This is a genomic window from Verrucomicrobiaceae bacterium (genome assembly GCA_016713035.1).
In the GTDB taxonomy this organism is placed as follows: Bacteria; Verrucomicrobiota; Verrucomicrobiia; order Verrucomicrobiales; family Verrucomicrobiaceae; genus Prosthecobacter.
Map to the genome: position 1 here is coordinate 17,105 of JADJPW010000018.1, position 12,802 is coordinate 29,906.

The window sequence follows — 12,802 nt, forward strand, 5'->3', positions numbered from 1 at the left end:
CTCCATCACGCTCTTGCGGGCTCTGGCGCAGCGTTGTATCCGCGCAGATGCCCACACTCCCTGCCCCGATTGGTTTTAAAGAATGGTCCTTTGTCTGCGATGCGCTGGCACAGGGACGGCTGAGCATCATTTTGCGCAAAGGCGGCATTCATGAGGGGCGCAGCGGCTTTGAGTGGAAGCACCGGCAGTTTTTGCTGTTTCCGACGTGGTTTCACAATCAGGCGGAGAAGCTGAGTTGGACGCCGGAGAATACGCAGCGTGATTTCCCGCCGGAGGAGCAGCGGCAGACGGTGGACATCGATGGCTGTGCGACGCTGGAGCAGGTGTGGAAGGTGACGGATTGGGAAAAAGTGGCCGCACTAGCCCCCCTGCACATCTGGAATGAGGACGTGGTGAAGGAACGCTTCGTCTATGATGAGGAAAGTTGCCTGCATGTGGCCCTGGTGCGTGCCTACCGGCTGCCGCAGCGCTGGCACTTCCCGTATGCCAAGAGCTACGGCGGCTGCCGCTCCTGGATCACACTGCCGGAGGAGGGGCTGCCACTGGCTGAGAAGGCAGTGCCTGCACTCAGTGATGCGGCCTTTGCTGAAACAGCAGCAAAACTGCGAGCGATTTTGGGCTGACTTTACTCCCCAGCACCGTAAAGACCGCCGCGCATGAATCTCCCGAACAAGCTCACCGTCGCCCGCCTGATCCTCACGGCGGTTTTTGTCGTGTGCTTTTGTGTGCCGTTCCCAGAGCATATCAGCATCGCGGCGCTCATCTTCGGTGTGGCTTCGATCACGGATTATTTTGATGGCAAGATCGCCCGGCAACGCGGGATCGTGACGAACTTCGGCAAGCTCTTCGATCCGCTAGCGGATAAGGTGCTGATCGCGGCGGCTTTCATCCTGCTGGTGGAAAAGGCCGAGCTGCCCGCGTGGATCGCCATCGTGGTGCTGGCGCGTGAGTTTTGTGTGACGGGCATCCGGCTCGTCGCGGCGGGTCAGGGGGCGATTTTGGCCGCAGAGCGGCTGGGGAAGCATAAAATGCTGTGGCAGATCATCACGGTGAGCTGGTTCCTGGTGAAGCGTGCATCGAAGGAGACGATTTTCGGCTTTGCGCAGCCGCTGTATGTGCATGCGCCGGCCTGGGTGCCGAGCTTCCTGATTTATTTCACCACGCTGCTGACGCTGGTGTCTGGCTTCAGCTACTTTTGGAAAAACCGCACGCTTTTTAACGACGCATGAATGCTGAATCGCAAATCTCCACCCTCGGTCTGACTCTGCCACCTGCACCACCGCGCGGGGGTGTGTATAAGCCTGTCGTGATCGTGGGCCAAGTGGCCTACGTCTCAGGTCATGGACCGTATCGTGGCCCGGATGACTACATCTGTGGCCGCGTGGGTGCTGATATGAGCCTGGAGGAGGGCAAAGCCGCCGCACGGCAAGTGGGCCTCGCGATGCTGGCGACGCTGAAGCAGGAACTAGGCAGCCTAGATCGCGTGAAGCGTGTGGTGAAGCTGCTGGGCATGGTCAATAGCACGCCGGACTTCGGCGATCACCCGAAGGTGATCAATGGATGCAGCGAGCTCTTTGGCCAAGTGTGGGGTGAGGAAAATGGCATCGGTGCCCGCAGCGCGGTGGGCATGGGCTCGCTGCCGGGGAATATTGCGGTGGAGATCGAGGGGATTTTTGAGGTGGAGTAGGTTCGCGGTTCTCCGTTCCCTGTTCTCCGTTCCCTGTTCTCTGTTCGCGGTTCGCGGTTGTTTGTTACTTGCCGAAGATGGGGACGACTTTGTTGAGCAGGTCGGTGCCGGTTTTGGCGGCGTCTTCGAGTGCTTTGCTGGGGAGCTTGGCGGCGTCTTCGCCGAGGATGGGCTTGAGTAGCGTGTCGGTGGCTTTGTTGAGCACGGCGGCGGGTGTGTCGAGCACCAGGGACATGCCTGCGGCTCCGATGAGACGGGCGCTGAGGTCTTCCTGCGGAGACTGGACGCTGCCGGCGATTTTCACGCGGGTCCAATGCAGGCCGGGTGGACCGCTGGGATGTGTTTCGATGAAAATGCGGCTCTCAGCGCCAGGAATCCAGCGCAGTGCCTCGGACGTGACGCCGACCATGAAGTCGCCGGCGATTTGATCGCCAGGGAGCAGCGTGAGGCTGCCTTCGATGCGCAGGAGACCGTTGCTCTGCACGATGATTTTTCCAATTGGGTGCCGCCGCCAGGATGTGGCTTTACCGTGGCGGTGGCGATGTCGAGCGAGAGGCGCTTGAAGCGCTCCATGCGTGTGTAGGTGGCTAGTTTTTCGAGAATGGGCAGAGTACTGAGCACACCGTCTTTGAGAGCGACATCGGCCTGCCATGTCATGGGCCGACCTGCGCCGCCATTGAAGTCGGTCTGGCCTTCAAGCTGGCCACTGAGGCTGGATTGCCATGCTTCGGGCCAAAATTCACCACAGGCACTTGGGTGGCCTTCACGGTGGCTTGCCAGTCACTGCCGAATCTGACGCTGCCGTGCATGCTGGCTTTGGCGCGGTCTTTCCAGCGCAAGGAGGAGTCCGTGATCTGGATTTTGTCATCGGCGAGGCGGAGCGTGGCACTGACGATTTCGAGCTGGAGGGGCTGTTTTTGGCTGGGAGGCGTCACGGGCGTGCGCAGGGTGCCACCGCTGAGCTGGCCGGGGATGGTGAAGCGGCCTGGGGAGGTGGTGGCACTGCTGTAGGAGCTGAGATGAAGCCGTGACTCTGCGAGCTGCCATGCGCCGTGAGTGAGGCCGAAGCGGTCGCAGTCGAAGCCATCGACTTCCGTAACTGTGGGGATGTAGCGGCTGATCCAGGAGGGTAAATCTGCCCCTGCGTGCTCGGCTTGATGCGCGGACTCTTTTGGAGATGCGGGAATGCGGCTGAGGGTGATCTCATCCGCACCTGCGCTCTGGATGTGCCATGCGCCACGGCGGATGGCCCCGAAGTCCAGTGCGGCTCGCAGCTCCCGCGCGGCGATTTGCCATCCGGCGGCTGTTTCGATGTCCACATCACTGCTGGTGGCGGCATCATTTTGCCAAACGGGGCTCGCAATGCTGGCGTGGCCGCCAAAGCGGCTTTCGAGCTGTTTTTCCACGAGTGCGGGAAATGCATCACTTCGGAGAAAACGCTGGATGTAGCCCGCGACGAGCGATGGCAGCGCTAGCACGAGTACAGCCCCCAAAATGAGCAAGAACCCGCCTAGCCACACGAGCCAGCGGAGTGAGGAAGAGCGGCGTTGGAGTGGGCGGCGGCGCATGTGGGGGTATTCCTGGTAAGGCTTACGTATGAAATGGCGAAGTGAACCTGGAGCCAATCAAACAGATGACAGGATTTACAAGATTACAGGATTATGCAGGATTTGCCTTGGGTAACTCGGTGGAGTTGCGACGATTTGAAAATTCTGCCGTCTCTATTGTTAAACCGGCATCGAGTGAAAAACCGTTAATCCTGCATAATCCTGAAAATCTTGTTAATCCTGTCCTCCTTTGAGTTTACTTCGATTGGCATCCTTGTGATGCGTAAGTAGGGATTCCTGGCTCCGGCGGGCGGATCAGAAGCCGACGACGTAAAAGAAGCCCTGGGAGACGAGCTCGGCCTCTTGCATGGTGATCCAGCGTTCTTTGAAGCGCTCGCCCCAACTGTCGCTGAAGGCGATTTCGCCCGTTTCTTTGTTGTACCCGATGATGAGGACGACGTGGCCGGATTCTTTGTCTTTGCGCAGCAGGGTGGAGGCAGCTTCGCCAGCGACTTTGGTCTTCCACTCGGCCCAGTTGGTGACGTCTTTGCGGGCTTTGGTGCGATCGTTGGCGACTTTGTTGAAGTCATCGGTGCTGAAGAGGGTCCAGATGACAGGCACTCCTTTGTCGATGTACTTTTGCAGCTCTTTGAGCTTCATTTCGCCCTGCCAGGCGTCAAAGGAGCGCTGCTTGCTGCGGATCTGCTTGGCCATGCCTTCAAAGATGGCCTGCATGCTGGTGCCACCGCCGAAGCCGGTGTCTCCTTTGTTGGCGATGATGTATGTCCGCCGGGATGCCGAGGAAGCGCATGGCACGCTCTGCGGTGGCGGGGCGCAGTAGCCTTTGGGCCCCTGATCGACCATGGGGATGTCGCCGATGACGATGTCGCCATTTTCACGCTTCTCGATATTGGCCAAAGCACGCTCACGGATCACCTTGTCCACGGTGTCTGCGACTTTGCCGCCAGCATCCGCGAAGGCGCTAGGGACGAGCTGGATGCCGACGTACTCGCCTTCCACATCGGCCAGGAGGATACTGTGGCCGCGCCAGTCCCAGCGCAGCATGGTCTCACGCACGGACTGGCTATCGCCGATGCGCTCCTTCACTGGTGCACCGAGTGTTTTGGTCAAAGCGGCGGTGATGGCAGTGACGTCCTTGTCCATGGCGGTGCGGACGATGGAGGCGGCCTTGGCAGGCGGTGTGTCACGGTCAAAGTGCATCTCACCACCGCCTTTGGCACTGAAGAGGTCACCTTTGTTCGCGAAGACGATGGAGAAGGCGGTGACTTTGTCGTTTTCCGCATACATGGCGACGGAGAAGGGATGCGTGCCGAACATCTGGTAATCATCCTTGGTGTAGGAGCGGTAGCTGCTGGTGAGCTTGGTCTTCGATTCGGATGGGATGCCGAGTTTGGTGGCGATCTCTTCGGCCGAGCTGTCCCAGAGGGCTGCCTCGCCGAAAAGGGGCTGACCGACGGCCTCATTCACGACTTCTGGGGCGAGTTTATCATTCGGGCCGGCTTTGTAGGCAGGGCGTGGGGCGGTGGCGGTGGCTGGAGCCGCAGATGGGGTGGCTGTCTTCAGATACGCCTGATCTGCGGCACTGAGGCTAGCGATTGCCAGGGTGAACTGCTGGCCGTTGGCCATGGCGATGGTGACATTGGTGCCATTCACCGCGACGAGGCGTGCCTGGATGGCCTTCCCCTGCGCATTGGTGAAGGTGCGCATCTCTGCCTGCTGCGCGGTGGCAGTGTGAGCTGCGAAGAGGAGAAGAAAGAGGCCTGCGAGGTGCTTCAGCGCCCGCCTTTACCGGAAAGGCGCGTAGCGGTCAAGATGGCTCATGCATCGTCGCGACTTACTTGCTCATGTAGCGCAGGACCTGGCCAAAGTGCTGCGCATGTCCTTCCGATCGACGATCATGTCCACCAGCCCATGCTGGAGCATGAACTCGGCCCGTCTGGAAGCCAGGGGCAGATCTGCATGCGTCGTTTCTTTGACCACGCGTGGGCCAGCGAAGCCGATCATGCACTTTGGCTCTGCGATGATGAGATCCCCCAGCGTGGCGTAGCTGGCCGTGACGCCGCCCGTCGTGGGATGCGTGAGGACGGAGATGAAGGGCAGCCGCGCCTCTGCATGGCGTGCGAGGGCACCACTGGTCTTCGCCATCTGCATGAGGCTGAGGATGCCCTCATGCATGCGGGCACCGCCGGAGGCGGAAAAGACGATGACGGGCTTTTTCTCCGCCGTGGCGGCCTCGATGGCGCGGGTGATTTTCTCCCCCACGACGCTGCCCATGCTGGCTCCGAGGAAGCGGAAGTCCATGATGGCCAGTAGCACAGCGATGTCTTCGATCTTGCCGCGTCCGGTGACGACCGCCTCGCCGAGGCCGGTTTTCTTCTGGTAGGCCTTCACTTTGTCGAGGTAGCCTTTGAAGCCGAGGGCGTTCACCGAGTCGAGCTTGGCGTCCATTTCCTGAAAACTGCCTTCATCGACGAGGCTGACGATGCGCTCACCGCTGCTGATGGTGAAGTGGTAGCTGCAATGCGTGCAGACGCGGAGGTTCTTGGTGAGGGCGTCCTCAAAGAGGCTTTCGTTGCAGGAGGGGCACTTGGTCCAAAGCCCTTCTGGCATGTCTTTCTTCTTTCGCCGAGGTCATCGACGCTGCGTTTCTTGAAAAATCCATGGAAAATAAATGTGTAGTTGATCCGCTGCACAGCGCAGACGGGAGGCCCCTGGCCCATCTCCCCGGTTAAAAAAGTCGCGGGAGCGGCATGGACGGCCTGCAAACGCCGTCCCGCCAGAGCAGGAGCCGCCCCAGCCTAGACTGGAAGCGGACGACGATCCTAGGCGGGGTTTGAAAAGCTGGCAATAGCGGTGTTCTGCCCACAAAAAAGCCGGGGAGGGCCATTTTGGTGGCTCCTCCCCGGCTGGAATGATGCGAATTGAAGGGACGATTACTTCGGCTGCGTGATCATGGGGAAGCTATCACTGCGGAAGGGAGTCACAGGCAGGCCCTCCTTGCTGAAGAGATTGCACACCGGATTATCACTCCAGGCGTAGCGCACGGCGATGGGTTTTGCCACGCCAGCAGCGCTGACTTCGATCTTGTCGGTGCCGACGAGCTTGCCCGTGGCCCAGACCCAATTTTTATCCTCGCCGCAGATAGCGAGGCCTTTGATCAAAGCAGCGTCGTCAAAGGAGTAGAGGCTGCTGCCAAAGGTATCCAGCGTGACGATGGCCTTATTCCCGACGATCTCGATGCTCTTGTACTCAGGGCTGCGGAAGGGGGATCTCTTGCCTTTAGTCCTGGCCAGTGCGAGGCGCACCAGGCGGTCTGCCACATCGCGCTTGTTGCGCGGGTGGATGTCGCGGCCTTCGCCGATGTCGATGATGACGGCCTGGCCGCCGTTTTTGATGGCGCTTTGGGTCTTGGTCTGGCTCTCACGCAGCTCTGCCCAGTCGCTGTCGCCAGGCAGTGGCTTCTCGGGTTTGAAATCGGCCAACTGCACCCAGTAGAAGGGGAAATCACCCTGCTGCCACTCATTGCGCCAATGCTGGATCATGAGCGGGAAGAGGTAGCCATACTCAAAGGCGCGGGAGGCATTGCTCTCGCCCTGATACCAGATGGCCCCCTTGATGCCGTAGCCGATGGTGGGGCGCAAAACGCCGTTGTAGATGTTTGCAGGGCGATTGTTGCCAGAGAGCTGCTGCTGCGGGCTCTGTGGAGCACGCTCGTTGAAGGGCTTTTTGGCGGCTTTGGCCTCCTCGGAGCGTTTTTTCCATCCCGCGAGTGCGGTTTCGTATTTCTGCTTCGCAGCATCACTGGTGAGGTCTTTTTCACGGGTAGCCCAGCCATCGAGCAGGGTTTTGAAGCGTCCATCCTTCTCCAGCACATCGCGGCGCACCCAGGCCTCCGCTGCGCTGCCGCCCCAGGCATTGTCGATGAGCCCCACGGGCACATCCAGCGCCTGATGGAGCGTACGGCCAAAGAGAAAGCCCACACCGCTGAACTCGCCTACATTCGCAGGTGAGCACTCTGCCCACTCACCCTTGAAGTCATCCTGCGGCTCCTGCGTGCCGACCTGCGGCACGGAAATGAGGCGATCTGCGGAAATTTCGCCGTCGCGATCTCCAAATCTCCATCATAGCTCTGCGCCACGGTCCACTGCATGTTCGACTGGCCGGAGCAGATCCACACCTCACCGACGAGGATGTTTTTGAGCTCGACCTTATTCGTGCCGGCGATGCTCATGGTGGCGGGTTTTGCACTGGCAGGCACGGGATCGAGCTTCACGGTCCATTTCCCCTTGGCATCGGCCACCGCTGACTTGGTCTGGCCACCAAAACTCACCGTGACCTTCGTACCCGGCGTGTCCCAGCCCCAGATAGGATTCGCGTTCTTTTGCTGGAGCACCATGTGATCGCCGATGATGGCGGGCAGCTTGATTTCAGCGTGCGCAGCCGTGGTGAGCAGCGCTAGGAGGAGTGAGCAGAGCGAGAGTCTAGGCGAGTGCATGTGGTGATTGATTCAGGGTCGGATCAAACGGGCCACGCCGCGAGGTCTATCAGTCCAACATGGACGGCGTGGAATCCATGCTCCGGCGGTACCATGTAGTGGGTTTTATCTCTTTTAAAAAGACAAATGACCTCCGCTCAAACAGCCGCCCTCCAAGAAAAGCTCGCACTGGGTGGTGACAGCTTGGCAGTGGTTGTTGGAGTGATCTTGACCGTGGTCAGCTCGCATCCAGCCCGTTGACCTTGGGGGTGATGTTGGATACAGTCCCCCATGAACGCAACTTACGAATCCGTGATCTCCTCCGCGATGCAGCTTGCTCCGCAGGACCGCTGCCGGGTGGCAGCCAGCCTGTGGGAGTCCACCCGCTTGCGTGTGGTGGAGGTCGATGATGATCTGGAGTCCATGCTCGATCAGCGTGAGGCCGAGTTGGAGAAGAACCCATCCCTCGAAATCAGCCACGAGGCGTTTCTCGGTCACTTTTCGAATCGCCGTCGGTCGTGAAGCTGACTTATCACATCGCCGTTCAACGCGAAGTGGATGATGCTTGTGCTTGGTATGATGAGCGCAAGGACCGCTTGGGTGATGAATACTTTCAGGAGGTCGAACGTGTCCTGGCGCAGATCACAGACAATCCACAAGCCTTCCCGCAGGCATCACGGGGACGACGCAAGGCTCATCTGAAGCGCTTTCCATACACGATCTTCTACCGCATCCATCCCGACCGTGTCCGTGTTTTGTCCATCCGACATGACAAACGGCATCCGAACTATGGTGCGGGGAGGAAGTGAGCTTTAATCTGTGGGTTTTGGAATGAACAGGCCCTTTGAAACACCCCACGCAGTCAGTCGTTCGGAAAGCCCGTCTGGATCATCCCAAAACTCTTTGTCGAGTTGATCAAGTTCCGCGGCCCACGTTGCGGGCGGATCGGAGGGTTCTTTCGGCCACCAAGGCAGGACATCGAATCTCTCGTCTCGATCTTGGGGAGGTTCAGTCATTCCTGGAAACAAAAGCTCACACGACCTCGCGAGAATGCGGCGACTGTGCCAAGCGTCCAGCTCTTCGAGAGCGGAAAGCGTCTCGGCATACCGATCACCGGAGCTATTGGAGTAAAACTGATGCAGGCCACCATTGTGAACTTCTCCGTTCACCACGCATGTGAGGTAATAAACTCGCTCAACTTCGGAAAGACCTTCGTAGCCTTCGGGTGTCTTGTAGATTCGATGGATTAGCGCCGACCAGTAATCTCTTTCGGGGTTTGGTTTACGCTGCTCTTCATAGTATTTCTTCGAACGCTCAAGATTCTGTCGGATACCCTGTTTGCACGCCATACATACACCACCTGTCGCAGCGGCCGTGGAAGGCAAAATGGTAGCACCACTCTTTGCAAGGAACTCGTTCGGACATGCTTCAATGATTTTTGATTGTCGCTACGATGTCGACAGAAATGTGACAAAACCCGAATCTGGAGATTCGGGCTATGTTTGGCATCTTACCTCGACCGAAACACGTCGCTCATCAGGCACTCGGTCATGAGCGTTTTCAGCCCGAGGCCCTGCTTCTTCACTTTGTCGTGGAGTTGATCGAGGGGGATGTCGTCGTTGAGCTCCATGGTGCGGCCGGTGGTGTAGGTGAGGAGCTGGCGGACGAGGTGGCGGGTGAAAAGATCACTGCAAGGTGTCGCGGATGACCTTCTTGAAGCCGGTGAAGTCGGCGTAGGTCTCGCCGGAGGAATCGCCGCTGGTGTCGATGTCGGCGGGTTTGGCCTTCTTGCTGGCGGCGGGGTATTTTTTGCGCCAGCGGCCGACGGGGTCGTAGGCTTCGAGGCTGAAGCCGAGCGGGTCGATCTTGCGATGGCACTCGGCGCAGGCGGCGTCGGCGCGGTGTTTGGCGAGGCGATCACGGATGGTGGTGGCGCCGCTGACATCGGGATCAATGGCGGGCACGACATCCGGTGGCGGAGGCGGCGGGACGCCGAGGAAATTCTCCGTGACCCACACGCCACGCGTGACGGGCGAGGTCTCGACGCCGTTGGCGCTCACGGTGAGCACCGCAGCCATGCCGAGCAGGCCGCCGCGATGATTGTTGCCCTTGAGGCTGACTTTTTGAAAGCCATCGGCGAGGCGCAGTTTGTCCTTCTCCGGCAGTTCGTAGAGTTTGGCGAGTTTCTTGTCCACGAAGGTGTGCTCGCAGTCGATAAACTGCGCGGCGCTGCCGTTGTTCTTGAGCAGATCGCGGAAAAACAGCCGTGCCTCGGCCTTCATCGAGCTAGGCAGGTCCTCGGCGTAGTAGGAGCGGAAGTTTTCACGCGGCGGCGGCTGCGAGCCTAGGTCGCGGAGATTGAGCCAGCTATCGAGGAAGCCGTTCACGAAGCCGGTGATGCGTTCATCGGCGATCATGCGCTCGATCTGCTTTTTCAATTCGGCGTCCTGCGTGAGCTTGCCGGACTTCGCGGCGGCGAGCAGCGCGTCATCGGGCGGTGCGGCCCAAAGCGCATACGAGAGGCGCGAGGCGAGATCGTAGGGCTTGAGACGCTTTTCAGATTCGTCGGTGATTTCGCTGAGATACAGGAAGCTCGGCGAGCACAGGATGAGCTTCAGCGCATCGAGCGCGGCCTGGCGTGGAGTGGCCTTTTCCGCGAGGCGTTTGTCATACATAGCCTTGATCGGCTGGCGGTCGGCCTCGGCGAGCGGGCGACGGTAGGCGCGTTCGGCGAAGGCATTCAATGATCGAGCGCCTTGGCCTCTGAAAGCCGCGTCTTTTGCCGAAAACGGCCGCTTCCTCGACGCTGCCATGATTTTCCGGCACGGGGCCATGGATCACGATCTCGCTGATGCGGATGTGCGGGAGCTTGCCCTCCTTCAAAATGTGCGCACGACCGACGCCTGAGCTGCCGACATCGCTCTTGAACTCGTCTTTGTAGCGTTTGTTGATCGTGACGACGGCGGCGCGGGATTCATACGGGCCGTTCGGGAAGATGAACGCGGTGTTTGCCCGGCTTCGAGCCACCCGCGGAATTTGAGCCGCGTCGGCGTGTTGTCCGGCACGACGGCGGTGGCGAGCACGGGCTCGATGGGCTGCGGATAGTGAATGTGGCCCGCAGTGACATCGCCGGGCACGACGCCGAGGATGAAGGGCTCGGAGAAGTCGATGCCGAAGATGGCGGGATCGTAGTGCGTGTCGCGATGCATCGCGGCGGCCTCGACTTCCCGAGGTCGCACAGGGCCGGCGGCGGGCACGCCTTGCTCGAAGTCCTCGATGGGCCGTAGCCGCCCCTGGCGCGTGTCGCTATCCGGCTGCTCGTAGATGTTGAGGTAGCGGTAGTTGAAGGCGCTTTTGTGCGAGCCCTGCAGTTCCTCGTATTGCACGAAGTGGCTGTTGAACTTCCAATCCTTCGGCGGCGTGGCCGGTTTGCCGAGACGTGCCTCGACGAGGCGATTCGCGGACTGGAAATACTGATCGACGAGGAAGCCGGAGGTCACGAGCGACTTGCCGATCGTATCCATGCTCGGTGGTCTTCTCCTTCGGAACTGCGCCGTGAGGCCGAGCGTGCCCACGCGACGTCAAACAGCACCGCGAGCGTGTTTTCATACCGCGGCTGGAAAGGCGGCGCATCACTTGCGGCTGCCGGTGCTCTGAAATTTGCTATGCGGCGGCCACCGTGCCATCGCGGAGGGCACGGATCATGGCGATGCGCTCCTCGTCATTCGGCTGATCGGCCCCTTCTTTGGCGCGCATTTCCTTCAGCGAGCCTGGTCGATGATGTCGCGGGCATCAATGAGCTCGTTCACCGACTTCAGCGGCAGCGCGGAACTCCTTTCGAAAGCCCGATCGCCCCTTCTGCACATCCGCGTCATGGCACTCCAGGCAGTATTTGCCGAGAAACTGCTGCACGAGCTTTGGTGTGTCGTCCGGCGTGGGACAAAGTGGCCGCAATCGCGAAGGCAGCAGCCCTCTCCGCTCCGCGAGAGGAGCGGGGGTCGATGGGGATTTAGGTCATCGAACAGGAAAAACGTGAGGTGTTGGCAAGAAAGTTAAGCTCATTTTGCGGAGTCAGATGGCTACTTTGCTGGCGCAAAAACGATTGGGCAAATCATGCATCCAATAAACTCCCATTGTCAGCAGATATGACGTTTATTTATGAACATAGGAGGGATATATCCTAGTTCATGCCCCGACCACGACATCCACTCCCGGCTGCGGAGCCTCATGCCCAAATGTTTCCGATGACGCGGTGGTCATTGGTGCGGCGGGCCGGGGCGGTGGATGAGCAGGCGGCGGAGGTGGCATTGGGGCAGCTTTGCAGGCTTACTGGCGTCCGCTGTATGTGTATGCGCGGCGTGGATCGGGGCCGAAATCAGCAGGATGCGGAGATGCGGTGCAGATGTTTTTGCCACTCGCTGGTGAAGCGCTAGGTGACTGCGATGAGGCAGTGGGACGTCTGCGTTCGTTTTTGCTCGGGGCTTTTCAGAAGCAGCTAAGCGAGATTCATCGTGATAAGACGCGGCTGAAGCGTGGCGATGGGACGCAGGTGGTATCTCTGGAGGATTCTGAGGCGGCACTGCAAATGCAGCCAGTGGATGGCGAGTCGCCAGACCATGCCTTTGATCGGCGCTGCGCATACAGTTTGTTGGTTCTTGGTGCTTGAGCGGACTGCGGGCGGAGTAGTGGCGCGGGGGAGCGGAGAGATTGTTTGATCGGCTGGAGCCTTCGCTCGCCTGGAATGGAAGGAACAAAGCCATGCCGAGATCGCTCAAAGCCTCGCGATGACACCCCGATGCGGTAGCGCAGTCAGTAAAGCGGATGCGCTCTCGCTACCGGAAGCTGCTGGAGCTCGAAATCGCCGAGACAGTGGATGGGCCCGAGGCTGTGGCAGAGGAGCGAGCCTACCTGATTCGTATCTTGAGTGGTACGTGATCGAATTTTCAGCGTCAGTTTTCGCTGGTGACGGCAAAGCACACCGATCCCTGCCCTACCGCCATGACCGAAGCCACCGCCATCATCCACTGGACCACCTGCCCAGATTGGCAGCATCGTTTTGATGCGGCGCTGGTG

Annotated in this window: 11 protein-coding genes and 2 pseudogenes; 6 read left to right on the plus strand and 7 right to left on the minus strand. The window is 59.6% G+C overall.

The window, feature by feature from the left end:
- Positions 1–47 precede the first annotated feature (47 nt).
- Genes IPK32_26470 through IPK32_26480 form a run of 3 tightly spaced genes read left to right on the plus strand, consistent with a single transcriptional unit; the run spans position 48 to position 1,687 of the window.
- The gene (locus tag IPK32_26470) at positions 48–623 is read left to right on the plus strand and encodes a DUF1802 family protein (protein MBK8095416.1); all 576 of its coding nucleotides are present in this window, start codon (positions 48–50) and stop codon (positions 621–623) included.
- Positions 624–656: 33 nt separating this feature from the next.
- Positions 657–1,229 (plus strand): CDP-diacylglycerol--glycerol-3-phosphate 3-phosphatidyltransferase, encoded by a 573-nt coding sequence (gene pgsA / locus IPK32_26475; protein ID MBK8095417.1) that lies wholly within the window; start codon positions 657–659, stop codon positions 1,227–1,229.
- Positions 1,226–1,687 carry a RidA family protein gene (locus IPK32_26480; protein MBK8095418.1) on the plus strand — a complete coding sequence of 154 codons (462 nt, stop codon included), beginning with the start codon at positions 1,226–1,228 and terminating at the stop codon, positions 1,685–1,687. Before pgsA ends, IPK32_26480 begins: the two co-directional genes overlap by 4 nt.
- A gap of 64 nt (positions 1,688–1,751) precedes the next feature.
- Here IPK32_26480 and IPK32_26485 read toward each other — a convergent pair whose 3' ends face one another.
- From IPK32_26485 to IPK32_26505, 5 genes and pseudogenes are all read right to left on the minus strand, one after another.
- A complete protein-coding gene (locus tag IPK32_26485; protein MBK8095419.1) occupies positions 1,752–2,171 on the minus strand; it encodes a hypothetical protein in 420 nt (139 codons plus the stop codon).
- Between the two features lie 169 nt (positions 2,172–2,340).
- Positions 2,341–3,255 (minus strand): hypothetical protein, encoded by a 915-nt coding sequence (locus IPK32_26490; GenBank protein ID MBK8095420.1) that lies wholly within the window; start codon positions 3,253–3,255, stop codon positions 2,341–2,343.
- Between the two features lie 294 nt (positions 3,256–3,549).
- Entirely contained in the window at positions 3,550–4,962 is a 1,413-nt protein-coding gene (locus tag IPK32_26495; protein ID MBK8095421.1) for a hypothetical protein, read from the minus strand.
- A 135-nt stretch (positions 4,963–5,097) separates the two neighbouring features.
- Positions 5,098–5,865 carry an acetyl-CoA carboxylase carboxyltransferase subunit beta gene (locus IPK32_26500; GenBank protein ID MBK8095422.1) on the minus strand — a complete coding sequence of 256 codons (768 nt, stop codon included), beginning with the start codon at positions 5,863–5,865 and terminating at the stop codon, positions 5,098–5,100.
- Positions 5,866–6,188: 323 nt separating this feature from the next.
- Positions 6,189–7,750, minus strand: a pseudogene (locus IPK32_26505) (sialate O-acetylesterase).
- A gap of 270 nt (positions 7,751–8,020) precedes the next feature.
- Here IPK32_26505 and IPK32_26510 point away from each other — a divergent pair.
- Together IPK32_26510 and IPK32_26515 are read left to right on the plus strand one after the other, a co-directional pair.
- A complete protein-coding gene (locus tag IPK32_26510) occupies positions 8,021–8,251 on the plus strand; it encodes a hypothetical protein (protein ID MBK8095423.1) in 231 nt (76 codons plus the stop codon).
- Complete coding sequence (locus IPK32_26515) at positions 8,248–8,538, plus strand: type II toxin-antitoxin system RelE/ParE family toxin (GenBank protein MBK8095424.1); 291 nt, start codon at positions 8,248–8,250, stop codon at positions 8,536–8,538. The genes IPK32_26510 and IPK32_26515 overlap by 4 nt, the downstream gene beginning before the upstream one ends.
- Before the next feature lie 3 nt (positions 8,539–8,541).
- Here the strand turns inward: IPK32_26515 and IPK32_26520 are convergent, their stop codons facing one another.
- Together IPK32_26520 and IPK32_26525 are read right to left on the minus strand one after the other, a co-directional pair.
- Positions 8,542–9,114 (minus strand): DUF4375 domain-containing protein, encoded by a 573-nt coding sequence (locus IPK32_26520; GenBank protein ID MBK8095425.1) that lies wholly within the window; start codon positions 9,112–9,114, stop codon positions 8,542–8,544.
- Positions 9,115–9,239: 125 nt separating this feature from the next.
- Positions 9,240–11,595, minus strand: a pseudogene (locus tag IPK32_26525) (DUF1592 domain-containing protein).
- Positions 11,596–12,131: 536 nt separating this feature from the next.
- On the opposite strand from IPK32_26525, the gene IPK32_26530 reads away from it, so the two are divergent.
- Positions 12,132–12,395, plus strand: coding sequence for a hypothetical protein (locus tag IPK32_26530; protein ID MBK8095426.1), 264 nt, complete (start codon positions 12,132–12,134; stop codon positions 12,393–12,395).
- The last annotated feature ends 407 nt before the right edge of the window (positions 12,396–12,802 follow it).